The organism is Snodgrassella sp. W8158, assembly GCF_016100435.1.
GTDB lineage: Bacteria > Pseudomonadota > Gammaproteobacteria > Burkholderiales > Neisseriaceae > Snodgrassella > Snodgrassella alvi.
The window spans coordinates 726,397-750,759 of record NZ_JACFSM010000001.1 but is presented as its reverse complement, the minus strand read 5'-3'; the positions used below and the strand labels follow the sequence as shown (position 1 = coordinate 750,759).

Genomic DNA, 24,363 nt, shown 5'->3' with positions numbered 1-24,363 from the left:
ATTATCAGTTTAAATGTTTTAATGCTGTTTGCAGTTTCTATTTTAACTTAATTATCAATCATTCGGGTTGGATATATCGAAATTGTGACGGTGGGATGATGTTATGCACAGAAGGAAATCAAGATAAAAGTAAAGGCATTTGTCTGTTTTGTTAAGGAGTGTTAATATGCGCCTTTTGTATTTAATCATGCGCTTGTTTTCGCGCCTCTGGAGATCGATAAATGAAAAAAATTTTACTGGTCTTTTTATGTCTGTTGTTGGCAAGCTGTACATTACCGGTTAAACCGGAGGACAAGTTCAAAACCGGTGATTATGTAGGTGGAGTGAAAGTTCTGGCTAATAATTTCAACGCTAAGGCTAAGAAGCTTGAGCAAAAGAATAAGCCATGGAAAGACAAGGATATTCTGTATTTGCAGGTTACCGTTGGCGGTCTGGTGGAAATGGCGCAGAAAAACATTCAGCAGGCTGCCGTTTCTGATTATGAATTACGGATTAAAAGCTATCAGCTGTTACTGACGATAAAAACCGAGCTGGAAGATAAAAGTTACAGCCCTTATCTTGAAAAGTATTTAAGTCTGTATACAGTAGACGGTCTGAAAGAATCTCTGGCTATACAGTTCTATCAGCAGGCTAATGCAATTGTTGCTGCAAACAGTGCTGATTATTTGCGCAAGGCCAAATTATACCGGCAAGGCTATGAATATTTTAATTATAAGGATATTAAAAAGCGCGCTGAAGATAATCAGAACATGTATTATAAAACTGCTGCTCAGGAATATTACACCGAAGCACAGGCTAATGTCAGAGACAAAAATTATAAACAGGCAGCGGATAATTTCCGCAAAGCTTATGATGTGTATCTGCCTTTGGGCAATTATAAGGACAGCGCCAAATTAGCCGCTATTTATGAAAAAAAATGGCGTACTGCTGAAGCGGAAAGTCACTATCAGGAAGCGCAGGGTATTGTGCGCAAAGCAAGACTTCTGAGTGAATACCGGCAGGCAGCGGCTTTGTTCCGTGCAGCCAGTGATGTGTACAGTCCTTATGGTAACACCTATAAAGATTCTACCAGACAGGCTGGTGTATATGAACGTAAAGGACAGGTACAGATATATATCTACGGGAATGAATTTCTGACTTACCAGATAAGTGTAGTGCTGCAAAAAAGCTATGTCAGCTTTGTAACCAGCCCGAGCGCGGCTAATCTGGTGATTGATGTAAGTATGACCCGCAATCATTTTCAGCAGTATAAGGAAAATATTGAGACGGATGATAAATATGAAAATCTGAAAGTGGGCACGAAAAAAGTTGCTGATGAAAATGGCAATATGGTTGATCAGTCTATTTATGAAGATTTTTATTTCAAACAATATAGTGTGAAGACAATTAATGAAGCGGTGATGAATGCTGAGGTGCACACAAGCGGATTGTATGAATTAAACCGCAGCTACAGTGGGAAAAGTACTTCATCACAAACCTATTACTGGTTTGACGGACATGTTCCCAGAAAATATACGGCATATACAAAAGGTACATTGCTTAGTCGTGATGAGCAGTTAGATGAGGCACGTACTAATCTTTGGTCTCATATGCGCGGAGACATTGCTGAAATGAGCAGAGCACTGGCAAATCTATAGTTGTTTAAAAACTATTTTATTTGTCAGATAGCCGGAAATACATATGTAACAATTCTGTGATCAGGAAATTTCCGGATCGGTATCTGATGATTAAAAGATGCTTATGTAAAAACAAAACCTGAATGAAAGCCATTCAGGTTTTGTTTTAGAAACTGGTTTGAACAGTTATTGAAACTAATGTCTGGTTTGAACTATTTAGGATTAAAAGCATAAACAGTGCCATCCTGCCATGTACCTATGTAATAGCGATTATTATGTAAGGCCAATGCTACTGCTCCCGGTAAAGAGGTAACTAATTTACGTACAGTCCCGGTTTTAATATCAACTGTGCGTACCATATCAGCGCCATTATCAATCACGGCAACCACATTTGGCGAAACGGTGACAATACCTACTCCCGGCCGGTTGAAGTCTTTGCCCAGCTCTGTTTGCTGACCATTCGGGCGGATTAAGGTCAGGCGACCACTATACTGGGAAACAACCAAACTGTTATCCGGTAACTGTGTTACACCAACCGGAGTGGATAGACCGCGTGCAATAATTTCCTTGCGACGGTTGTTTAAATCAAGAGACACAATTTCTCCGGTGGAGCGGTTGGTAATCAGTAAATTTCCCGAATTGGAAAAAGCAATACCTGTCGGAGTATGGTAGCCATCAGAAATTTTTTCAGCTTTGCCGTCAGCAGTTATTTTGAGAATATAGTCATCACTGTATGATGATACGTAAATATTATCCTCTGCATCAATTACAATACCGGCAGGAGAAGAAATATTGGAATAAATAGTTTTACGCTCACCGTCCGCAGTTATTTTAGTAATTGAATTGCCAGACCAGTTGGTAACATACATGGCATTTGAGCTATCAAAAGCAATACCGGTGGGCGCACTAAAAGAAGTTGCTACAGTGGTTAATCCGGCAGTATTATCTGCTGATGTTTTGGATGCAGCTGCTCTGGTAGTATTATTTGCTGACGTATTGGATGCAGTTGCTCGGGTTGTTGAGCTGACCATATCGCTCCTTCCGTATAGATATAAAGTACATAAAGTAAAACAAGCAAAAGCAATGGAATATAAAGAGATTTTTTTCATCATGAGTACCCGCTAAAAGCTAAAGAAAATGTGAACACCATAACACTCAGAATAGCTGAGAAATTGCTAATGGCCATTATTCATGCTTAAGCTTACTAAGCAAAAATTGCTTAGCTTTTGTTTCTGCAATGCTATGGCTTACTTAAAGCGAAAGCCGGTATAGCTATTTTCTGGGCAAGAGTCAGAAATAAATGATTCATAATTTGCCATCATCATTCTCTGAAATTTAAATGCCCGAATAATGCATGAATAAAGCCTGTCAAAAGCGTATATAAAAAACAGAAAATACAGAAATACGAAATTAGCGATATAAAATAAATATCAAAGGCGAAACTCAGCAATAGCAAAAATAAACATATACAGTTATTTGACAGATTTGGATGATTTTATTAGTTCAAGCTAATGTTTTTTATAATAATTTTTGAGTAAAAATTAGTAATGCTGTGCTGATGCTGCTGCCTGATTCAGGCAGGAAATAATTGAGCAGATAATGACTTATGACTTGGTTAGTGGTTGCAATATCCGGCCGGCTTATGTTTTTTCATGCAAAAGTTGATGTAACTTATAATATAGCGCAGCGAAGTAAATTATAATCGTTAGCGATAAGATAAGTGCAGTATTTGCTGCTAGTGTAATTTAAATGAAAGGGATGTTTATGTCACAATTTTTGCTGGTGCCGACAGGAACTCAGACAAATATAACTGCTGTAGGTTTGGGCGTGGCGCAGGTATTTGTACAAACAGGTCATGTGCCTTTGTACTTTAAACCAATTGCTGAAGATGTGGCTAAGGATAATACATCTGAACTTGTACAGGCTGTCTTGAATCAGAAATTACCGGTACCGCAGTCGCTGAGCAATCTGGATGAACGTGTATATCAGGGACAGGCAGATGATGTAGTAGAAGAATTTGTTGCTGCTTTCCACGAGATGGACGAAATTAAACACGATGTGGTTGTTATTGAAGGTGCAATACCTGAAGCAGGCCGTACATATCTGCCAGCACAGAATGTGAAAATTGCGGCTGCACTGAATGCTCGGGTAATTCTGGTAGCAGCAGTGGCTGGTCAGACAGCAGCGGCGGTGGCTGCGCAATTACAACTGACTTTGCATGATTATGCACACGGACATACTGAAATCAGTGGATTTATTTTAACTGCGGATGCACAGAATGTACCGTCTGCCGGTTTTGCGGCGGATGTTCAGGCTGAACTGGCTAAACATGGTAAGCAGCTGGAATGTATCGGTCTGGTTACTGTACCGGCAGATGTACAGGTTGCACAGGCACAGGAAGCTGCTAAAGCGGTAGCGGCACAATTAAATGCAGACGTGCTGGGTAGCGAACTGGCGAAACCTGTAGCAACACATCTGGCACCGGCAGCGTTTCGCTATCAGATGATGGCACGTGCCCGTGCGGCGAATAAACGCATTGTTCTGCCTGAAGGCAATGAACCGCGTACTATTGCTGCGGCTGCAATTTGTGAGAATAAAGGTATCGCCCGTTGTGTGCTGCTGGCCAAAAAAGCAGAAGTGGAAGCAGTGGCTCAGTCTAAAGGCATTACTTTGCCTGCATCTCTGGAAATTATTGATCCTGACAGTATCCGTGAACGTTATATTGCTCCAATGGTCGAACTGAGAAAGAGCAAGGGTCTGACTCCGGAACAGGCTGCTGAACAGTTACAGGATACGGTAGTTCTGGGCACAATGATGCTGGCTACCGGTGATGTAGACGGTCTGGTATCCGGTGCTGTACATACAACAGCCAATACTATTCGTCCGGCTTTGCAGCTGATTAAAACTGCGCCGGGGGCCAGTCTGGTATCCAGTGTATTCTTTATGCTGATGCCGGATCAGGTTCTGGTATATGGTGACTGTGCTGTTAATCCGAATCCTACAGCCGAACAGCTGGCTGATATTGCTATTCAGTCTGCCGATTCTGCTAAAGCATTCGGTATTGAACCCAAAGTAGCAATGATTTCATATTCTACTGGCTCATCCGGCAGTGGTCCTGATGTTGAGACTGTTACCGCAGCGACCAAACTGGCACAGCAAAAACGTCCTGATTTACATATTGACGGTCCTTTACAATATGATGCTGCCAGCGTACCAAGTGTGGGCAAACAGAAAGCACCGGACAGCAAAGTAGCCGGTCAGGCAACTGTATTTGTATTCCCTGATCTGAATACGGGTAACACTACATATAAAGCAGTACAGCGCAGTGCACATGTGCTGAGTGTCGGTCCGATGTTGCAGGGGCTGAATAAACCGGTAAATGATTTGTCACGCGGTGCCCTGATTGAAGATATTGTGTATACCATTGCACTGACGGCAATTCAGGCAGTACAGATGAACTAGGCAAGATATTACAAGCCCGCAGGCATTGTAATTTTGTTATACAGCAGACAGATGATAGTAATATCATTTGTCTGTTTTTAATTTTTGGTAATAACTTTTAATAAATCTATTCTTTTGAGAAATATTATTTCTAATTTTAGTTATAAAAAGGTAGATTGTTGTCTTTTGGTGCTATATATTTACAAACTATTGTCAAAATTGAATTCATAAATTACAGTCTATTACACAGACGATGATCTGAAAAAAGCCAAGAATACAGAGGCATAATTTAAAAATAGAGGAAATATTACGGTATTAAATACTCGCCTGCAGATATTTGCAGGCGTTTTATTTTTATCTGCTGTTATTTTGATCTAAAAACCATTTCTGTGCACACATGCCGGCTAGGTTGCTGCCCGCTGCTGTTCACTATTTGCAATATTGTTTCAGGTATTGGTTTATCTGAAAGAATCTACTATTTTAAATAAATTATATACAGGTTTGGAATTTTACCAGAATACAGTTTTTATACTGTAATATCATCTTCAGAATCATTTCTATTGTGTATTGCACAGCCACTATTTTCTGAAATATGGATAGCGTGGTAATTTTTCCGGTCTGTTTTCAATCTTGTATCTGGTTTGAAAATATATCAATATGATTTTTAATCATAAATTTAGTTTAATGGTCAGTCCGGTTCATGCTGAATTAACTTAGCTTGATGTGCACCTTATGCTGCTGTGTTTCAAATTTATGAGCTGGATTAAAGAAATTGTTTTTTTGCGACATGGGTTCTGACAGGGAAGTGTATTTGCTGTTACATTAGGGACAGCTTACTTTTTTAACGCCAGTTTGATATGCGGTTTATGTGGTTTCTCTTCCGGTAAAGAGGGTTTACCGGCGGCGGCAATTTGTGCGCGCTGTGCTTCTGAAAGCAAGCCGGACCAGTCTCCGTCCAGATACCATTGCTCGCCGAAATCTTCGCAGGGATGCGGAATACGGATGCAACCATTACCACATTGCAAATCATCAGCACGACAATATTTATCACAACCCCAGCAGATTCGTTCGGGATGTTTCGGGTGTAACGGAAAAACCTTGGCCATGATGATGCATACTTGTGACGATTGATATGAAGTTATACCTGCTAAGATAGTTTTATTCAAGGAACGGTTAAATGAAAACCGTGTAATATTTTGTCTGGATGAGGTGCAGATGGTACCGGATGCAGACTGAAATTGAATACAGATTCTAGTCAACAAAAATGGGTGCACGATGAAACAATATGATGTTGCAGTGCTGGGAGGCGGTTTATTGGGACGTCTGACTGCCTGGTTATTGGTAGAGCAGGGTTGTAAAGTAATATTATTTAATGCCGGTAAACGTAATGGTGAAGGTGCTGCTGCTTTTGCAGCGGCAGCTATGCTGGCACCTACAGCTGAAGCAGTAGAAGCAACGCCGCTTGTGGTACAACTGGGTTATACCAGTCTGCCCGTCTGGCGCCAGTGGGTGGATTCGTTTCCGACTCCGGTATTCATGCAGCAAAATGGTTCATTGATTGTATGGCATCCGCAGGATCGTGCCTTAGCAAAGCAATTTACTAATCACTTGCAGCGTGCCCATCAGGATAACAGCGTCTGGCAGATGTGGGATAAACAGGCAATCAGTGAGCATGAACCACAGCTGGCCGGTCGTTTTAAGCAGGGATTGTTTTTACCGACCGAGGGGCAGCTGGATAATCGCCAGACATTACTGGCTCTGGCCGATGTGCTCGAGCAAAAGCAGGTTAGCTGTCACTGGGAGCAGAGCAGTGATCTGGCTGAATGTGCCGGTCTGGCTCACTGGACGCTGGATTGCCGCGGCTATGGCGGCAAAAGTAACTGGAATAGCCATGGTCAGAGCCGTCTGCGCGGGGTACGGGGAGAGGTGCTGCGGGTTTATGCGCCTGATATTGAGCTTAATCGTCCGGTACGGATATTGCATCCGCGCTATCCTATTTATATTGCACCCAAACAGAATAAGTTGTTTGTTATCGGTGCTACACAGATTGAAAGTGAAGATGACAGTAATCTGAGTGTGCGCAGCGGTTTGGAGCTGATGTCTGCTTTGCATACTGTTCATTCGGCATTCGGTGAAGCAAGGATTCTGGAAAGTATGGCTGAACTGCGCCCGACACTTAATCACGAAAGCCCGGAAATACGTTATGATAAGCAAAATCATGTAGTGGCTGTAAATGGTCTGTTCCGGCACGGTTTTATGATTTCGCCGGCAGTAAGTATTGCAACAGTACGGGTATTACAGGCCTTAATGCAGCAGCAATCCATTCCGGATGCTCCGGCACGCTATCATATTGATGTTTTACCGGAAAATGACAATGGAGAAACAGATTAATGGATATTAGTGTTAATGATGATGTAATTGATTTTAATGGTAATACTGTGGCTGATCTATTGGAGCAGCTGATGCCGGAATCACCATTTGCGGTTTCGGTAAATACTTGTTTTATATCTAAAAAACAATATTCTGTTTATCAGTTGCAGCCGCAGGATAAAGTGGATATTGTCAGACCGGTAGTGGGCGGGTAGTACCCGCTGGTAGTTAAGTTTTATTTTGAAAACCCTGTTTGATACAGGGTTTTTGCTTATCTGGCAACAGCCAGTTTATACCTGCCGGGAAGAATAATTTACTTTGTTTATCTATAAATGAATTGGTGATTTGAGCAGTGAAAATTCGATGAGAGGTATATGGATTTTCCGGTATACAAAATCAGTATATTGCTGATTAAACAGCCATTCAGATTTTTAAACAGTTATTTATGCTCTGCTGGAGAGATATTCGGAGGGTAAATTTACTTGATTTAGCATTAAATATGCATTTACACTTGCGACCCCAATTTTGGGTTAATTAATAGAAAAAAAAGTAATCATTATTACATTAAGAGGAAATAATTATGTCTAATCTGTTTACTCGCACACAACCATCCAGTCGCAATTACGGTGTAGCCTTTTTTGCCGGTATTATGGGCGGTCTGGTTTCTGCATTTGTGAAATCAGGTACGGAAGGAATAATGCCGCCACGAACCCCGGATCGTATAGCACCGCCCATTCAGATGATTCAGGATATGGGTATTGATATTCACAGCATGGTTTACATCTATTCAGATCAGGTAGTGAACTGGGGTGGTAGTACCATACATATTCTGTTTTCAATTGTATGGGCTATTATTTACTGTATGGCTGCTGAAATTTTTCCTAAAGTTAAATTATGGCAGGGTCTGGCTTTTGGTATTGGTGTAACCATTCTGTTTCACGGTATTATGCTGCCGGTGCTGAATTTATCTCCGGCACCATGGAATCTGCCGTTTGATGAATTGTTTTCTGAACTTGTTGGTACGCTATTATGGATGTGGACAATTGAAATCTTCCGCCGCGATCTGCGTAACCGCCTGACCGAAAAACCGGATCCGGAGTTTCAGTAAAACTCATCTGATTTATGCATGATGTACCGGCTTATATGCTTAAGACCGGATACGATGCCCGTGTATATCTGTAACAATCGGGAAAATATTATTTAGCCGCTATTCCTGATGATACAGACATGCACGGGCATTATGTTAAGCACTTCAGCCTGCTGGCTTTGGTGCTTTGTGATGGATGAAATCATGATGATGGCAGGCTTAATCTTTTTTCAGTGCTTTGATTAGTTCCGAAGTGTCAGCTCTTTCCATGTAATTGACATTGATATAGGAAAAGATAACTTTTTTATTTTGGTCGATAATATAAGTGGCTGGTATGGGCAGCTGATAACTGTCATCGCCATTAAAATTAGGCAGATTTGCACCTAAGTTTTTGTATAAATTTCTGACATTCTCAGGTAAGGTAAATACCAGACCGTACTGTTTGGCTATCTGATTACCCGTATCCGATAAAATAGTCAGATTAATATTGTGTTCCTGTATTAATTGAGCGCTGATATCAGGTTTTTGCGGAGAAATAGCGATAAAGTGAACGTCTTGAGTATCAAGGATTAATTTCAGATTTTGGTTAAAGTGTTCTAATTCTTTAACACAAAACGGACACCAGCTGCCCCGGAAAAAACTGAGAATGACTGGTTTTGTCTCCAGCAATTTATAGAGTTCGATTTTTTGATTATTTGTCGCTACCAGAGAAAAATCTGGTGCGGTATCTCCGCTTTTTATGGCATGGCAATCTAAATTCTGCGTAAGCATTTCTGATAATGAATTTCCCATTACATTCAATACTTCTGCAGGTAACTGGGTAAACATTTCTTGCTGTATTGATTTTAGCTCTTCAATTATTTTCATTATGACTTTCCTGTTGTGAAACGTTTTGATGAATTTGTTGCAGAATTTTTTTAAATATCGTTAATTCTTCAGCAGATAAATTTTGGGTTATTTTTTCTATCCACTGGCTGTGCTGATGCAGAATTTCTTTAACCAGTTTAGTGCCGGTATCAGTTAATGAGACGAGGGAAATTCTTTTATCCTGACTGGCAGTTCTTTTTGAAATCAGTTTTTCATTAACTAGTGAGCTGATTAGTGTTGTTGTTGATGCTTTGGTTATGCCTAATAATTTAGCAATTTCTTGTAATGACAGCTCAGGATATTCTTTTAACAATACTAAAATAATCAGCCTGCTTTCAGATAAATGAAATTGCTGCAGACGTTTGGCGCATTCAATATCAATAGTGTTTGCAACGGATAATAGAGTAAAGCATGTCTTAATTTTATCCAGATCTGCAATTTTTTCTTTTTCCAGAACGTTACAAAAGGATAAATAACGGTTTTCAAGTTGCATACGGTTATTTCTATAAATTAGTTAGTGACCTTACTATTTGTTAATTATAGTATAGACCAGGAAAATTATTGTCAATAATTTCAGAATTGTATTGTTATGGTAAATTGATATGAATGGCTGTATTTGCTGTTTTCCGGATGTTTGTAGTAATTAAGAATTTATTTGTTTTCTTGGATATTTCTGAAATTCTTGCTTCATGGCTAGGATAAACTCAATTGTCGTAACTATGTCGGCGGAAAAAATAGCTGCAAATGTTTTCATTTATTAGGGCTGATATTTATTATGACATTTATTACACGGGGTTTTTGTTTCCTATCATGATAAAAGCTATATGTGCGGTGCTTTGATATTTGAAATAAAAATATTAATTATGATAATTATATATATGCACCGAGTAATAGTAACAAATGTTGTTTTAAGTGAAAATAAGTGAAAAGTTATTGTTTTTGTTATAAAGTATAAATGCTTTGTGCAGTTTGCCTTTATCGCTTGTAGTTGGAAGATTTTTATTTTTTATGTTAACGGGGGAAGTGAATATGGCTTTACAACTTTATGATGAAGAGTTTAATAGTCGTTTGTTGTTAGGCACTGCTGCTTATCCCACTCTTGAAATACTGCGTACGGCAGTAAGGAAAGCGCAGCCGGCCATGATTACGGTTGCTTTACGCCGTCAGAGCGCAACTTCGGCTGAGCATGGGCAGGGTATATGGGGATTGTTGCAGGAGCTGGCTGTACCGATTCTTCCTAATACCGCCGGTTGTCTGAGTGTAGAAGAGGCGGTAACAACTGCGCAGATGGCTCGCGAGGTATTTGAAACAGACTGGATCAAGCTTGAACTGATTGGTGATGATGATACCTTGCAGCCGGATGTATTTCAGCTGGTGCGTGCAGCCGAAATCCTGATTAAAGAGGGTTTCAAGGTACTGCCATATTGTACTGAAGATTTGATTGCCTGCCGTCGCTTGCTGGATGCCGGTTGTCAGGCACTGATGCCATGGGCTGCACCGATTGGTACCGGTCTGGGACCGGTACATGAATATGCTTTGCATGTCCTGCGTGAACGCTTACCGGATATTCCTCTGCTTGTCGATGCAGGGCTAGGCTTACCTTCGCATGCGGCAAAAGTAATGGAGTGGGGTTTTGACGGGGTATTGCTGAATACCGCGGTTTCACGTAGTGGCTTGCCGGTGATGATGGCAGAAGCGTTTGCACTGGCTGTTAATGCAGGAAGAATGGCTTATGAAGCGGATCCGGTAGTACCGAGAGACAATGCACAAGCCTCTACACCTCAGGTCGGACAGCCTTTCTGGCACTATGCTTAACTATGTTTTCATTTGTCACTGAATACTGAGTTTGTGTGAAATGGCTTAGCGGTTATTGCTTAACGGCTTCCCGATAAGGAAAGTTATCCCCCAATAACATATTGAATTGAAGAGCAGCAAACTGATTAAGATTAGTATTCAATAAAAGACCTAAAGCGTATATACGCTTTAGGTCTTTTATTAATTATTCTGTCCTGTTTAATTGATGCAGATAGTAATTAAACAGGACAGATTTTTGGGTATTAATGATTCAGATGGTCTGTATCGGTATAGGTAATGCGTTTTTTCAGTTGCTGACGATACAAAGGCAGGAACATGGTCAGCAGAATAAACCACACTGGTGTGGCGACCAGACCGGTAAGCGTATCTTTATCCTGACTGAACAGGTATAGGACAAAAACGAAAAATATCAGAGTGGCATAACACATGGGTATACCCAGAGGCATTTTGTAAACTGAGCGCGCATGCGCTTCAGGATAAAGCTGGCGATAGCGCAGATAGGTAATCAGAATGACTGCCCATACAAAAATAAAGCAAATACTGGATACGGTGGTGACAATCGTAAATACTTTCATCACGTCGCCTTCCGCATAAAGCAGACCAACACCAATCAGCAGCAGAGCACAAGAATATAACAGACCGTTTTGCGGTACCCCGCTGGCGGACAGCCGTGCAAAAGCTTTCGGGCCAACGCCGTTTTTCGACAGGCCGTACAGCATACGGCCGGTAGAATACATACCGCTGTTGGCGGAAGACAGTGCAGAGGTGAGTACAACAAAATTAATAATAGTGGCCGCAGCACTGATGCCAATCAGGGTAAACATATTGACGAACGGGCTGCGGTCGGGAGCGACCATATTCCACGGGGTAACCGTCATAATAATGGTTAGTGCCAGTACGTAGAAAATAATGACACGCACCGGTATTTTATTAATGGCAGCCGGCAGGGTGGTATTTGGATCATCTGTTTCGGCTGAAGCGGTACCGACCAGCTCAATGCCGACAAAAGCAAAGATAGCAATCTGAAATGCGGCAAAAAAACCTGACCAGCCATGAGGCATCCAACCGCCGTAAGACCATAAATTGCTGATTTTAGCCTGAATGCCGCTGGGGCTGGTAAAGCCGGTTAGTAATAAATAGCCGCCACAGCCGATAAGTGCGAGAATCGCCAGAATTTTAATCAGGGCAAACCAGAATTCCAGTTCGCCGAAGAGTTTGACCGATAACAGATTCAGCGCCAGCAGGATGGCAATGCAGATAATGCCGGGCAGCCATAATGGCACTTCCGGCCACCAGAACTGAGTATAACCGGTAATCGCTACAATATCTGCCATACCAATCACTACCCAGCAAAACCAGTATGACCAGCCGACATAATAACCTACAGTCGGATTCAGGATATCGGTAGTGAAATCGACAAAAGATTTGTAATGCAGATTGTGCAGCAGTAATTCACCCATGGCACGCATCACAAAAAACAGAAATGCGCCGATGATTATATAGGTAAACAACACAGATGGTCCGGCCAGGCTGATCGTACGGCCTGAACCCATAAACAGACCGGTGCCGATTGCGCCACCAATAGCAATCAATTGTAAATGTCGGTTTTTCAGTGTGCGTTTTAACTCAGGTGGTCGGCTCATGGTGTATCCTTTACAGACTGGAAAACAAAAATAGAAAACATGGTTTTATTTTTAGAAGTGTATACGTTGATATAAAGTTAATTATGATAAATATATATGCTGCTAACCACAGACTGGTTCATCACTATGCTTATATACATTTATTGATATAAGCATTTTACCGGTACATACCGGTTCGAGTTTGTAATACTTTATCACAGTTTATTGTTGTTGCCGGCAATATCTGAATATAGTTGTTGAGAATGAGAGGCTGTTGTATTAAGGTAGTGGTGTTACCGGTTTTAGACCGGTATAAAAAGACATAATAACAGATAAATAAGGAAGGAGAGCTTGTCCATGCGCGCAATCCGGACCGGATTAGTGGTGGGCTATGGTTTTATTGTGATGTTTATCAGCACAGCCATAAAAGGGGTTTATCAGGTTTATTTTACCAGTCTGGTAGATCATTATGCTGTGAGTATTGAAACAATGGCTCTGGTTGGTGGTTTTTTTGGCCTTGCGCAAGGTATTTACTCAGCATTAGTCGGTAAGCTGTGTGACCGTTGTGGTGCTGGTCATGTTCTGTTATCGGGAATGCTGGCAGCTGCCTGCGCATTTTTGCTGTTTTCCTCTAATAATAATTTCATGACTTTTGTGCTGGGGTTTCTGCTGCTGGCTGCATATGCGGTTGCTGCCCTGACTTTTGTACCGGTCAGTATTCTGATTGACAGATATGTGATACCTGAGCGGCGCCAGTTTGCGTATGTGCTGGCCACTAACGGTATCGCTGCCGGTCTGATGATATTGTCTCCTCTGTGGATTTATCTGGACGGGTTTATCTCATGGCCGATGCTTTGTGCTATTCTGGCCGGTGTATTTGCCTGTCTGGCTATTGTTCCGGCATTGCTGAACTGGATGGAAGGTATCTGGGTGCCTGAAAAAGTAGCAGTGCAGTCAGCAAATATATCATCTAAGCCTAAGCCGGTCAGCCCGAATATTACCGCACCTTTACCCCGTTACTGGTATCTGGACCGTCGGTTTGTGCTGTCTGCCTTAGCTTTTTCCGGCTGCGGTACGTCAATGATTTTTATTGATGTACATTATGTTCCGGCAATACAGGAAATATTAAGCCAGAATGAAACCGCCAATCTGTTTACCGGTACTTCACTGAGTCTGCTGGGGCTGGCAGAAGCCGTGGGCAGTGTACTGATTGGTTATCTGGTGGCTAAAAAAGTATCTCTGCCTTTATTGCTGTGTCTGCTGTATATCGTGCGTTGTATAACGCTCATGGCACTGGCTCTGTGGCCGGAACCAATGATGGTACCGCTGTTCGGGATTTTTTTCGGAATAACTTATATGGGAACCGTCATTATTATATCCCGTCTGGCCGGTTCTATTTTTGGTTATCGGTATAAAGGCTTTATTTTTGGTGCATTTTTTCTGATTCATCAGATTAGCGGTTTATTAACCGCCTGGCTTGGTGGTTTGCTGCGGGTATATTGCGGTAGTTATTTTCCGGTTATCTGTTTTGTTGCCGTATGGATGGCATTATCAGCAGCTGCCTCTTTATTGTTATCTATGCTGAAAAAAAATGGTGGTTCTGGTAACGGTGGTCGTTATCAGGTTAAATATGAACAATAATTGCCAATTCTGCTATTAATAGCCGGCAGGAATTGAGAACGGCGAACATGGCCGTATTTAAAGATAATTATGTTGCCGGACAGGGCAGTGATGAGGTTGATTGTATTGATGGCAGTCGTACAATAACCGAAACAGATTTGAATAAAGAGTGTTAATGATGAGTGAAGAAAAAGTGGTTCATTATCTTAAAGATTATCAGGCACCGGATTTTGCGGTGGCAGATATTAATCTGACTTTTACTCTGGAGGAAGCTTATACCACAGTAATCAATCGTATGACTGTTGTACCAAAGCAGACGCAAAAACCTTGTGTGCTTGATGGCAGTGCGGAACTATTGCAGATTGTTTTAGATGGTAAATCCTTATATCCGCATGAGTATGCTGTGGCAGATGAAAAGCTGATTATTCATACGGTACCGGAAAGACAGTTTGTACTGGAAATCACGACCAGACTGTATCCGGCACAAAATAAAACGCTGATGGGTTTATATGAATCCGGTGATAATCTGTATACCCAGAATGAGCCGGAGGGCTTCCGTAAAATTACTTATTACTTTGACCGTCCGGATGTCATGAGCCAGTTTACCACCACCATTATTGGTGACAAAGAACAGTATCCGGTTATGCTGTCTAACGGTAATCTGATTGATAGTGGTGAGCTGGATAATGGTCGTCACTGGGTATGCTGGCGTGACCCGTTTGCCAAGCCAAGCTATCTGTTTGCTCTGGTAGCAGGCAAGCTGGCGGTGCTCGAAGGCAGTTTTACTACCTGTAGCGGTAAAGAAGTGGCGCTGAAATTTTATACCCGTCCGGAAGACCGTGCTAAGGCAGGTTTTGCTCTGGAGTCGCTGAAGCATGCCATGCAGTGGGATGAAGAGCGCTTTAATCTGGAATATGATTTAAATATTTTTATGGTGGTGGCTGTTGGTGATTTTAATATGGGCGCCATGGAAAATAAGGGCCTGAATATTTTCAACACCAAATATGTGCTTGCCAGCAGTGATACAGCTACAGATGCTGATTTTGAGGCGATAGAGGGTGTAATCGGGCATGAGTATTTCCACAACTGGACAGGTAACCGGGTCACTTGCCGGGACTGGTTTCAGTTGTCGCTGAAAGAGGGGCTGACCGTTTTTCGTGATCAGGAATTTTCAGCCGACCGGGCCAGCAGGGCTGTACGCCGTATTCATAATGTCAGGGTATTGCGCAGTATGCAGTTTGCGGAAGATGCCGGTCCGATGGCACATCCGGTACGACCGGCTTCATACGAGGAAATGAATAATTTCTATACACTGACTGTGTATGAAAAAGGTGCCGAAGTGGTACGTATGTACCATACTCTTCTCGGTGAAGCCGGTTTTCAGAAAGGAATGCAGCTTTATTTCCAGCGGCATGACGGACAGGCTGTTACCTGTGACGATTTTCGTGCGGCTATGGCCGATGCCAATGGTGTTAATCTGGAACAGTTTGCGTTGTGGTACAGTCAGGCCGGTACACCGCAGGTTAAAGCATGTGGTGAATATGATGCGGAAAAACGTACATTTAGTCTGCATTTGCAGCAATCTATTCCGCCCACACCGGATATGAATGAAAAACAGCCAATGGTGATTCCGGTAAAAGCCGGTTTAATCGGTAAAGATGGCTCACCAGTTTCGTTCCGGCTGGATAACAGTGAATCTGTGGTTGAGGAAGCGGTACTGGTATTTAATCAGGCTGAGCAGACTTTTGTCTTTAATGATGTAACACAAGAAGTCATACCGTCATTATTGCGCGGATTCAGTGCTCCGGTGAGACTGGAGTATCCCTATAGTGATGCTGATTTAATGCTGTTACTGGCACATGATAGTGATTCTTTTGCCCGCTGGGAAGCAGCACAAACTCTGTACCGGCGTGCCATTACGGCAAATCTGGCTGCGCTTGAAGCCGGTCAGCCTGTACCACATCATGCTGCGCTGGCTCAGGCCATTACGGCGGCACTGAATGCTGATATTGATCCGGCGTATAAGGCAGTGTTGTTGCAAGTACCGGCTGAAGCAGAATTGTGGGAAGATGCTCAGAGTATTAATCCCGAGCTGTATGTCCGTGCACGTCAGGCACTGTTGCAGGATCTGGCATGCAGTATGGAGGATACGCTGACACACTGGCGTCAGTGGGCTGATGAGCAGGAGCAGAACAGCAAACATGCTGCCCCGCAGGAATACCATCCTGATCTGGCCGGTATTCGCAGCCTGCGCAATACTTTACTGCAATGGGGCGTACAGGCCAGAGCAGAATTATTGCAAAGCATTGCTGCCGAGTATCCGCAGCGGGCGACCAATATGACGCATGAATTCGGAATGCTTCTGGCCATTAATCATTTGGCTGATACAAAGCGTAATGAGTTATTAGACCAGTTTGCTCAGCGCCATGCTCATGATGATTTAGTCATGGATAAGTATTTTACTCTGATAGGCAGCAGCCAGCGTACGGATGCTCTGCAACAGGTGCAGGCAGCATTGCAGAACCGCGCTTTCAGCTTAGAAAATCCGAATAAGGTACGTTCTTTACTGGGTAGCTTTAGCCGTAATATTCAGCACTTTCATGCAGCCGATGGCAGTGGTTACCGTTTTATTGCTGAGCATATATTGCACATTGACGGATTTAATCCGCAGGTGGCTTCTCGTCTGGTACAGGCATTTAATCTGTACGGTCGGCTGGAACCGCACCGCAAAGCCTTGATGGCCGAGCAGTTACAGCGGATTCAAAAACATGACGGGCTGTCCAAAGATAGCCGTGAAATTGTAGATAAAATATTAGGTGGCTGAGGAATTGCTGATTTATTTAGTGATAAGCCAGATAAATGAAAGCACTACAGTTGATGCTGTAGTGCTTTTTTATTTCAGTATTTTATTTTTTAAGCCTTATAAACTTAAAAATATCTGTCTTGGTACTGTTTATCCTTCAAGCAGCAATCTGCCCAGATAGTCATTTTCTTTGGCCATTCCCGGTAAAACAAAGAAAAATCCGCCGCCGAATGGTTTGATATAACGTTCCATCGGTTCGCCATTCAGGCGGTTTTGGGTATCAATAAAACCTTTTTTCAGGTCATTCTGATAGGCAACAAAAATCAGACCCATATCAAGTTGACCGTTGGGTAATACACCCAGAGAATAACTGAAACTGCGCCGGCGCAGTTTGGCTACATGCCGTTCAGGAATACGTGGTTCTGCACGGCGCATGTGTGAATCAAACAGAATGCGGTCGCCATGAGGGTCGCTGTTCATTTTCGGATCATCCATTTCATGCTGCATACCAATGGGTGCTCCGCTGGTTTTGTAACGGCCAAAATCATTTTCCTGATCTTCGAGCGGGGTTCTGTCCCAGAATTCGAGATTGAAGCGAATCAGACGGATTGCCTGATAACTGCCGCCCAGACACCATGCCGGTTCCTGGTTGTTCTTGGTTACCCATACCAGTTCATCCATCAGTTTGCTATCGCTAATGGAGCCATTACCGGTACCGTCTTTAAAACCAAACAGATTAATAGCGGTAGTGTGATTGTCGATATCTCTGGCTGGTAGAAATCCGTCCATTTTCCATACCGGCACCATATACTGATTACAATGACTAATCAGATCGCGCAGGGCATAAATGACACTTTCGCGGCTGTTGGCGCAGAACTGGATTGATAAATCTCCGCCGCACCATGCTTTTTCCAGCCGGTCGTTGGGAAAGCGGGGCATAGGAATCAGTTTTTTGGGTTTGAGCTGAGACAGACCAAAACGCTGGTCAAACAGGCTGGCACCCACGGCCAGGGTAATTGTCAGTGAGTCGGGAGACAGATTATGACCAAGCAGCCCGGATTCTGCCGGAGGAAGCTGGTCATTTTTTCCTGCTGTGAGTGTTTGTGGTCTGGTGAGATAGGCAATACGTTGTGAAATCCGCTGGAATAACTGTTGCAGCTCTTTTTTGTTTTTTACAGTAACGTTGAAGACAACAAAGATAGCTTCTTTGGTGTCGGGGGTGATTACGCCGGCCTGATGGCTACCCCAGTAATCAACGGCCTGATTGTAATCATGAGTACAGTTGCCGGCCGCATTGGCTGCTTTGACGGCGCCAAGACTGGCGATACCCAGCCCTCCGGCCAGCAGCATTTTCATGCTATTGCGTCGCGTAGTGCTGGCCGGATTGTCTTCAGGCGAGGCAGCTGAGACAGGCTGATGTCTGAAGGTGTTTTTAGACATAACTTAAACCTTAATGAGGATATTTATAATAAACACGTATACTTAGTTGCGCCCTAAGCTGGGCCAGCCGTGCTGTCTGCGTACTTAGTAAGGAGTACAGGATATCGTGATCTGTCTGACTGAGCCGGCTGAAACTTTGGAATTGGTTCTGGGGCAGTTGATAATGCTGCAGAATGGCAAAAATCTGCTGGTAACCATGATTCAGTGCTTTACGCTGCTCTGCTGGAATAAAGCTCTGCAGATGCTGCATGATTTGTGCTGAACCGGTTACATTGGCATGGATATCGGCCAGATCACTGTGGCTATACTGATTTTCTTTGCCGGCAAGTTTGGTTTGCAGAATCATTTCCAGAAAGTCGGATGCTGACTGAACTACTTTGGCAATATCCAGATCATCGGCTGCTACACGTTTTTGTAAATCAATAATTTCATATTGCAGATTGCTGTTTTCTGCCTGTGCCTGCTGTAGGTCTTTGAGTTTAAATAAATCATATTCTAAACGGTGAAAACCGCTGAAATTCGGATCATCGGTACCTTGCAGATAATAATCAGCGCGCGAGTTAATATTCTGGTCGGCATTACCAAACAGTTTAACGATAACCCGTACTTGTTCGTAACTCTGATGGGCACGGATATAATTTTGTTGCGCCTGTTGCAGCTGTCCGTTTTTGCAGGCATTCTCAATCGCATTAAGATATTGCTGAGTGGTTTTTAGTTGCAGTACAACTTCCTGCTGATAATTACGAATTGCTGACTGGTATTTTTCCGGAGTGGGAATATCCCCTTTTGCGACTACAGCATTAGAATCATTGATAATTGGTGCCCGTAAACCATGTGCTACAGCAATGGCAGGCACCAGTAAAGAGCAAATAATAAATAGTGTACAGAACTTATTCTGTGTCATTTAAAATTTTCCTTAAGAAGAGCTGTATGGCGATTAATAGCAGAATACTAATAAATGAAATGATGCTAAACCATACAGGCGGCGAATTATAGGCAGAAATTAAGTCAGGAAAGCTGTCGGACAGAAAGCTATTGTCAATAAAATGTGAGATTTTCACTGCCGGCCACATCATAATATCAGGAAGGGGTTCATTGTGTGCCGACAGATATACACCTGCTTTGACATATGGGGGGAAATTCAGAACTAACATTATAATACTGGTTATGATAAGGTATTTTTTCAACTGCATGCGGCGGCTGATTACAACAAATGGATAAAATGTCAGGGCAGATACTGCAATGCCGAGAATGACCGCAAGGCATAAATTAGTATAATTAGAATTATTCAGCTGCTTCATTTGGTCGGACAACAATAAGATAACTTCATTGCCTGCACAGGCAATGGTAAGCGCTGCTATGAACATGGCTGCTGTCCATGAACGTGCCATCTGCTGAGCTTTTATCTGTTCCTGTGCTGATCCCATGCTCAGGATATAGTCAAACATCAAAAACACTACTAAAAATGTCAGTAAAGTAATCAATAGCAATATGCTCATCATAAGCATTTTTTGATTTTTATCGGGAATATATCTGAACACACCACCGATAATTGCTGCCAGGAACAGTACACCAAGTATCAAGCCGCTAAACAGATGGCGCATTCCGCTTTTGCTGTCCGGATTATGCTTAATCCATGAGTAAATAATGCCGACAACAATCAGTGTTACAAAGCATTCACGCCAGACAATAAAAAAGGTTTGTTCCATTCTATATCTCGTTTTATTTTAAAATTAATTGATTAAAGACCTGTTCCGATTGAAATTTATACAGGGTTTTTCAGTGCAATGGTAGCAACTGATGAAGCATTGCACCGATTACTTTTTATTGTGACAGAAGGGGGACAAACGTGATATATCTTTTGTTCGTATTCACCATATTGCAGCAAGTAATAGATATGGTTGATAAGGGTGTTAAGTGCTGGGGCATGATTTTCAGCCTGAGCTAGTTATCAGTAATGCTAGAGAAGGATAAGGCTGTATAAAAACACTCAAATCATGATTGAATGGTGCCGGTAAATCATATGCTGAAGAAATAACCGGCACATGCCCAAAGTAAGTAAATCAGATATGTAGCAGGTTTTGCCTTATTTGGATTTTTTCCTTAAAAACAATATAGCCATTAATAACCAGAATACACCAAAAGTAATGACGCTAATCCACATTGGCTGGGAGCGGTAGGCAAACAGTGAGGAAGCAAAACTGCCAATCAGACCGCTATCGTCAATAAAATGTGATGTATCCCATGCCGGGCTAATGAGGAAATCAGGAATTGATACATCATGCTCCAGCAGCATATTGGTACCGTCTTCAACAGCTCTCAGCAATAATGAAATGGCCAGAAATAACAGGACAATACCGGTTATGGTAAAAAACTTTTTCCATTGGATGAAGCGGCTGGTTAGAATAAAAGCATAAAATGTCAGGGCAGATACTGCTATGCCGATAAGTACGGCGAGACAGAAACTGAAGTAATTTTGACTGTTCAGCTGCATAATCTGGCCGGACAGAAATACGACAATTTCACTGCCTTCACGGGCAATGGCAATGGCTATAATAAACAGAGCTCCCCACCATGAATTGCGGGCTACCTGTTGTGCCATTTCCTGTTCCAAGGATGATTTCATATTTCGGGCGTGTTTGTTCATCCAGTACACCATCTGCACAATCAGTATGCAGGCAACAGCAGACATGCCCATCATAAACATGGTTTGATGATCATCGGTAAGCGCTTTGAATACGCCGTTGATGATTAATGCCAGTATGACAGAAATCAGTACGCCAAGCCCGACACCGCCAAACAAATAACGCATACCATGACTACTGTCAGGATTACGTTTAATCCATGCATAAATAATGCCGACAACCAGTAATGCTTCGAAACATTCACGCCAGACGACAAAAATTGTTTGTCCCATTGTATTTCCTGCTTTTATTTTACTATTAACTGCCCTTTGGGCTTATTCAGATGAAAGTCATCGAAAAAGATATAGGTACCGGGTTTTTTCGGGGCGATGACGACCACTGATGAAGCACCCGGGGCGAGTACTTTTTCTTTGACCAGCTGGGTACTTTCAAACTCGACGGGACCTTTGCCAATATTGGTAACCTTAATGCGAATAATTTTGTTGGCCGGTGCATTGAGGGTCAGGGGAATCAGATCACCATCTTTCATTTTCAGTTCCAGAGTGACTTTATCGTCAGCAATGGCTGAAAATGAAAATATAAGACTGCATAAACCCAATAAGATAAGAAGAAATTTTTTCATAACAGATATTCTTACAGTGAAAGGTGTTGTGGCAGTAATAATGTAATAAGGGATTATTCAGCCAGTTGAAGCTAGAATAATCCCTGATCACAGCCAGCTAAATGCGATTAATAGCTGCCTTTGCGGCCTACACCGGCATAATCAAAATCCCAGCTGACTTCAAATGGTTTGAACCATGGAGCTACGCCGGTTTCTTTGTCAATATGGCGAGCCATCTGGTTGGCTGTTGGTGGGGAGATACGGTAGGTAACACGATATTTGCCCAGACCATTCAGTTTGATGTTGTCACCATAGTGGGGACCATCATTGGCAACCATAGACATGAATTTACCTGAATGTTCGAATTTGCCTTTAGTCAGTTTGGTAATGGAGTATTCTATATTCAGATTGGGAATCCAGTCTCCTTCGGCAAAGCCGTTAGGATTACCTTCTGTTGCATGAATATCGGCTTCCATGTGCACGTCGGATTTGCTGGCCGGCAAATGCATATTACTGTGATCCATGCCATCAGTGTCCATAGTAATAGGCGGCAGATATACACCGGAAATTTCCATTCCGTTTTTAATAATAGGTTTGCCCATGGGGTATTCCTGAGCAAAGGCTGCCATTGATACAAGAGCGGCACTGGCGATAGCAATTTTTTGTAACAGCATTTTATAATTTCCCTATTTTATTCATATTGAGACAAATTGAATCAGATATGACTGCATATCAATTGATAAGGATTATCAATATACTCCTTTTACCAATGTTAGAAAATAATTAAATTATGTTTTTTACTGGTGTTTATTGTTATTTATTGTGGTGCAAATAACAGTAATTTTTTGAGGTTGTCCGTAAAAGTGTCTTATAAATAACAAATCTAAATTGACAATTGAATATATCCTTTATTAATAAATATATAGATTAAAAAAGCTGAAAACGCCGGCTGGAAATGGTTTCAGCTGTTATCAATCTTAATCTGGTCGTTACCAACCGGAAAACTGATGGAGGAATTTCTAAATTATTTGCTGTTATGGTGTAGGCAAACTATTGATATATAAGTTAAGTAATGTTAAATTAAGCTTGTGGTTGTGATAGCGCTGGTTATGGAAATGATCAGCCGGAACAGATTCCGGATAGTACTTTAATTGGTATGTGTTAGTTTGAAGCAGAAAACTGTTCGGGCTGGTTTGGTGGTATGAATAAACAGTTATCGAAAATAGTCGCCTATGGTGAAATTACTATAAGCAGAAAATGATTAGGTTCTGTGTACTGCCTGCCATATTTGTTGTGCTATGGGTTCTATCCCTTGCCAGAGCAGGGGTTCCCAGTTATGCTGTTTGCAGAATGAAAATACCAGGGTTTCGGCACTGATGATGCTGTTACAGGGCTTGAAAACCAGCAACCCGCTATCCTGCCAGTCTGAGTCGGCTTTGATGATATAGGGTGACAGGATATAGGCTGTATATTCGGTAATTTCCTCTGGTTCGTTATGCCATTGGCTGCCGAGTGATGTAGTTTGTTGTATATAATAAAGTGCAAAGGGGTATTGCAGTTGTAGATTGTCGTGCAATGCTGTGGATAGCGCATTCTTGTCAGGCGCAAGAAGTTTCATTGTTTATTCTCCCTTTGTATTTTATGCTGAATGAGTAATTGTATGAAGTATGTAGTATATCTGTGTATCAGGACGACACCTGATTGTCAGTAGTTTTTGGACAAACAGGTTAGATTGTGGTTTCTGAAAGGGGAGATTTGCTTTGTAGATGTTCATATCATTGCCCTTCTCTTTAATCATGAGACCGCAAGTGTGCTGTTAAACACAGATGGCGGCAGACAAATGGCAGGGTTGACAGACCGACAAAGAGTATACCGGTAGGCGTAAAGCCTCCCTGCCACTGTCCACCATGAAAAAAAGCGGTGGCAATGGGTTTTTACAGACCAACGCTACTTTTTTGGTAAGTAGCAAAAAGTCTGCCTCTTTGTTCAGCCTGTCAAAGCTGGTTACGCTATTGAACGTAACGTCTTTATCTTGCCGCTAAAGCAGGGAACTGTCAATTATTGACTCATATATATGTATGAGTTATCTGATATGCATTTTCATTCCGGGTAAAAATGGTTTGTTTATCCGGATTATTAAGTCTGTTTTATGACTGAAAAGCCAGTTTTTATTTTTTTGGCATGTATTGCCGGCTGTTATGTATTTTGCATATTTTTATGATAAATGCGAGATTAAGCAGACGATTGTGTAATTACTTATTGTATACAGGACAGAATATCTTTAACTGTAGCCATATTCGCTGAACAGGCTGTGATGACTATTGAATAATATAAATGGATAATAAACAGAAACCGGCTGCATATTCTTCGATTTAGTGTATTTGCAATATTTTTTGTTTAATGGTTAACAGTTTTATTTTTAAAGTGTTGTTTTAT

General features: G+C 42.0%; 20 protein-coding genes. 8 read left to right on the top strand and 12 right to left on the bottom strand.

From position 1 onward, the window contains the following. The first annotated feature begins 221 nt into the window (after window positions 1–221). Window positions 222–1,637 carry a hypothetical protein gene (locus H3V11_RS03220; RefSeq protein ID WP_198223595.1) on the top strand — a complete coding sequence of 472 codons (1,416 nt, stop codon included), beginning with the start codon at window positions 222–224 and terminating at the stop codon, window positions 1,635–1,637. A 191-nt stretch (window positions 1,638–1,828) separates the two neighbouring features. Here the strand turns inward: H3V11_RS03220 and H3V11_RS03215 are convergent, their stop codons facing one another. Continuing rightward, window positions 1,829–2,647, bottom strand: coding sequence for a PQQ-binding-like beta-propeller repeat protein (locus H3V11_RS03215; RefSeq protein ID WP_157784930.1), 819 nt, complete (start codon window positions 2,645–2,647; stop codon window positions 1,829–1,831). 733 nt (window positions 2,648–3,380) lie between these two features. Here H3V11_RS03215 and pta point away from each other — a divergent pair. Continuing rightward, the gene (pta, locus tag H3V11_RS03210; protein WP_198223594.1) at window positions 3,381–5,078 is read left to right on the top strand and encodes a phosphate acetyltransferase; all 1,698 of its coding nucleotides are present in this window, start codon (window positions 3,381–3,383) and stop codon (window positions 5,076–5,078) included. An 812-nt stretch (window positions 5,079–5,890) separates the two neighbouring features. On the opposite strand, the gene H3V11_RS03205 is transcribed toward pta, so the two are convergent. After that, a complete protein-coding gene (locus H3V11_RS03205) occupies window positions 5,891–6,163 on the bottom strand; it encodes a DUF3079 domain-containing protein (RefSeq protein ID WP_025331601.1) in 273 nt (90 codons plus the stop codon). 169 nt (window positions 6,164–6,332) lie between these two features. On the opposite strand from H3V11_RS03205, the gene H3V11_RS03200 reads away from it, so the two are divergent. From H3V11_RS03200 to H3V11_RS03190, 3 genes are all read left to right on the top strand, one after another. Then, window positions 6,333–7,448, top strand: a complete 1,116-nt coding sequence (locus H3V11_RS03200; RefSeq protein ID WP_198223593.1) for an FAD-dependent oxidoreductase — start codon at window positions 6,333–6,335, stop codon at window positions 7,446–7,448. Beyond that, a complete protein-coding gene (thiS, locus tag H3V11_RS03195; protein ID WP_025331599.1) occupies window positions 7,448–7,642 on the top strand; it encodes a sulfur carrier protein ThiS in 195 nt (64 codons plus the stop codon). Before H3V11_RS03200 ends, thiS begins: the two co-directional genes overlap by 1 nt. A gap of 365 nt (window positions 7,643–8,007) precedes the next feature. Continuing rightward, window positions 8,008–8,535, top strand: a complete 528-nt coding sequence (locus tag H3V11_RS03190) for a DUF1440 domain-containing protein (RefSeq protein WP_198223592.1) — start codon at window positions 8,008–8,010, stop codon at window positions 8,533–8,535. A 198-nt stretch (window positions 8,536–8,733) separates the two neighbouring features. Here the strand turns inward: H3V11_RS03190 and H3V11_RS03185 are convergent, their stop codons facing one another. Further along, on the bottom strand, window positions 8,734–9,381 hold the full coding sequence (locus tag H3V11_RS03185; protein WP_198223591.1) for a peroxiredoxin-like family protein: 648 nt from the start codon (window positions 9,379–9,381) through the stop codon (window positions 8,734–8,736). After that, complete coding sequence (locus H3V11_RS03180) at window positions 9,368–9,874, bottom strand: MarR family winged helix-turn-helix transcriptional regulator (RefSeq protein WP_025331596.1); 507 nt, start codon at window positions 9,872–9,874, stop codon at window positions 9,368–9,370. The genes H3V11_RS03185 and H3V11_RS03180 overlap by 14 nt, the downstream gene beginning before the upstream one ends. Window positions 9,875–10,410: 536 nt before the next feature. On the opposite strand from H3V11_RS03180, the gene H3V11_RS03175 reads away from it, so the two are divergent. Then, on the top strand, window positions 10,411–11,196 hold the full coding sequence (locus H3V11_RS03175) for a thiazole synthase (protein WP_198223590.1): 786 nt from the start codon (window positions 10,411–10,413) through the stop codon (window positions 11,194–11,196). A 242-nt stretch (window positions 11,197–11,438) separates the two neighbouring features. Here H3V11_RS03175 and H3V11_RS03170 read toward each other — a convergent pair whose 3' ends face one another. Then, window positions 11,439–12,839 carry an amino acid permease gene (locus tag H3V11_RS03170; protein ID WP_198223589.1) on the bottom strand — a complete coding sequence of 467 codons (1,401 nt, stop codon included), beginning with the start codon at window positions 12,837–12,839 and terminating at the stop codon, window positions 11,439–11,441. Window positions 12,840–13,175: 336 nt separating this feature from the next. Between H3V11_RS03170 and H3V11_RS03165 the strand changes: the two genes are divergently transcribed. Both H3V11_RS03165 and pepN read left to right on the top strand, forming a co-directional pair. Next, window positions 13,176–14,459 (top strand): MFS transporter, encoded by a 1,284-nt coding sequence (locus tag H3V11_RS03165; protein WP_174830702.1) that lies wholly within the window; start codon window positions 13,176–13,178, stop codon window positions 14,457–14,459. 157 nt (window positions 14,460–14,616) lie between these two features. Next, a complete protein-coding gene (gene pepN / locus H3V11_RS03160; protein WP_198223687.1) occupies window positions 14,617–17,262 on the top strand; it encodes an aminopeptidase N in 2,646 nt (881 codons plus the stop codon). Between the two features lie 129 nt (window positions 17,263–17,391). Here the strand turns inward: pepN and efeB are convergent, their stop codons facing one another. From efeB to H3V11_RS03125, 7 genes are all read right to left on the bottom strand, one after another. Continuing rightward, complete coding sequence (gene efeB / locus H3V11_RS03155) at window positions 17,392–18,681, bottom strand: iron uptake transporter deferrochelatase/peroxidase subunit (RefSeq protein ID WP_198223588.1); 1,290 nt, start codon at window positions 18,679–18,681, stop codon at window positions 17,392–17,394. Between the two features lie 10 nt (window positions 18,682–18,691). Then, window positions 18,692–19,585: an EfeM/EfeO family lipoprotein gene (locus H3V11_RS03150; protein WP_198223587.1), complete on the bottom strand. Its 894-nt coding sequence runs from the start codon at window positions 19,583–19,585 to the stop codon at window positions 18,692–18,694. Beyond that, entirely contained in the window at window positions 19,572–20,390 is an 819-nt protein-coding gene (locus H3V11_RS03145; protein ID WP_198223586.1) for an FTR1 family protein, read from the bottom strand. Before H3V11_RS03145 ends, H3V11_RS03150 begins: the two co-directional genes overlap by 14 nt. Before the next feature lie 377 nt (window positions 20,391–20,767). Beyond that, window positions 20,768–21,598, bottom strand: a complete 831-nt coding sequence (locus H3V11_RS03140) for an FTR1 family protein (RefSeq protein WP_198223585.1) — start codon at window positions 21,596–21,598, stop codon at window positions 20,768–20,770. 14 nt (window positions 21,599–21,612) lie between these two features. Next, a complete protein-coding gene (locus tag H3V11_RS03135; protein ID WP_198223584.1) occupies window positions 21,613–21,948 on the bottom strand; it encodes a cupredoxin domain-containing protein in 336 nt (111 codons plus the stop codon). 107 nt (window positions 21,949–22,055) lie between these two features. Then, window positions 22,056–22,601: an iron transporter gene (locus H3V11_RS03130; protein WP_025331586.1), complete on the bottom strand. Its 546-nt coding sequence runs from the start codon at window positions 22,599–22,601 to the stop codon at window positions 22,056–22,058. 587 nt (window positions 22,602–23,188) lie between these two features. After that, on the bottom strand, window positions 23,189–23,545 hold the full coding sequence (locus H3V11_RS03125; RefSeq protein WP_025331585.1) for a hypothetical protein: 357 nt from the start codon (window positions 23,543–23,545) through the stop codon (window positions 23,189–23,191). Window positions 23,546–24,363: the final 818 nt, after the last annotated feature.

What these genes read in the sequence shown, in the direction of transcription:
- H3V11_RS03135 (WP_198223584.1), bottom strand. Translation starts at nt 21,948, where the DNA reads ATGAAAAAATTTCTTCTTATCTTATTGGGTTTATGCAGTCTTATATTT.
- H3V11_RS03180 (WP_025331596.1), bottom strand. Translation starts at nt 9,874, where the DNA reads ATGCAACTTGAAAACCGTTATTTATCCTTTTGTAACGTTCTGGAAAAA.
- H3V11_RS03165 (WP_174830702.1), top strand. Translation starts at nt 13,176, where the DNA reads ATGCGCGCAATCCGGACCGGATTAGTGGTGGGCTATGGTTTTATTGTG.
- H3V11_RS03170 (WP_198223589.1), bottom strand. Translation starts at nt 12,839, where the DNA reads ATGAGCCGACCACCTGAGTTAAAACGCACACTGAAAAACCGACATTTA.
- H3V11_RS03130 (WP_025331586.1), bottom strand. Translation starts at nt 22,601, where the DNA reads ATGCTGTTACAAAAAATTGCTATCGCCAGTGCCGCTCTTGTATCAATG.
- efeB (WP_198223588.1), bottom strand. Translation starts at nt 18,681, where the DNA reads ATGTCTAAAAACACCTTCAGACATCAGCCTGTCTCAGCTGCCTCGCCT.
- H3V11_RS03175 (WP_198223590.1), top strand. Translation starts at nt 10,411, where the DNA reads ATGGCTTTACAACTTTATGATGAAGAGTTTAATAGTCGTTTGTTGTTA.
- H3V11_RS03215 (WP_157784930.1), bottom strand. Translation starts at nt 2,647, where the DNA reads ATGGTCAGCTCAACAACCCGAGCAACTGCATCCAATACGTCAGCAAAT.
- H3V11_RS03220 (WP_198223595.1), top strand. Translation starts at nt 222, where the DNA reads ATGAAAAAAATTTTACTGGTCTTTTTATGTCTGTTGTTGGCAAGCTGT.
- H3V11_RS03140 (WP_198223585.1), bottom strand. Translation starts at nt 21,598, where the DNA reads ATGGGACAAACAATTTTTGTCGTCTGGCGTGAATGTTTCGAAGCATTA.
- H3V11_RS03150 (WP_198223587.1), bottom strand. Translation starts at nt 19,585, where the DNA reads ATGACACAGAATAAGTTCTGTACACTATTTATTATTTGCTCTTTACTG.
- H3V11_RS03190 (WP_198223592.1), top strand. Translation starts at nt 8,008, where the DNA reads ATGTCTAATCTGTTTACTCGCACACAACCATCCAGTCGCAATTACGGT.
- H3V11_RS03205 (WP_025331601.1), bottom strand. Translation starts at nt 6,163, where the DNA reads ATGGCCAAGGTTTTTCCGTTACACCCGAAACATCCCGAACGAATCTGC.
- pepN (WP_198223687.1), top strand. Translation starts at nt 14,617, where the DNA reads ATGAGTGAAGAAAAAGTGGTTCATTATCTTAAAGATTATCAGGCACCG.
- H3V11_RS03125 (WP_025331585.1), bottom strand. Translation starts at nt 23,545, where the DNA reads ATGAAACTTCTTGCGCCTGACAAGAATGCGCTATCCACAGCATTGCAC.
- H3V11_RS03145 (WP_198223586.1), bottom strand. Translation starts at nt 20,390, where the DNA reads ATGGAACAAACCTTTTTTATTGTCTGGCGTGAATGCTTTGTAACACTG.
- pta (WP_198223594.1), top strand. Translation starts at nt 3,381, where the DNA reads ATGTCACAATTTTTGCTGGTGCCGACAGGAACTCAGACAAATATAACT.
- H3V11_RS03185 (WP_198223591.1), bottom strand. Translation starts at nt 9,381, where the DNA reads ATGAAAATAATTGAAGAGCTAAAATCAATACAGCAAGAAATGTTTACC.
- H3V11_RS03200 (WP_198223593.1), top strand. Translation starts at nt 6,333, where the DNA reads ATGAAACAATATGATGTTGCAGTGCTGGGAGGCGGTTTATTGGGACGT.
- thiS (WP_025331599.1), top strand. Translation starts at nt 7,448, where the DNA reads ATGGATATTAGTGTTAATGATGATGTAATTGATTTTAATGGTAATACT.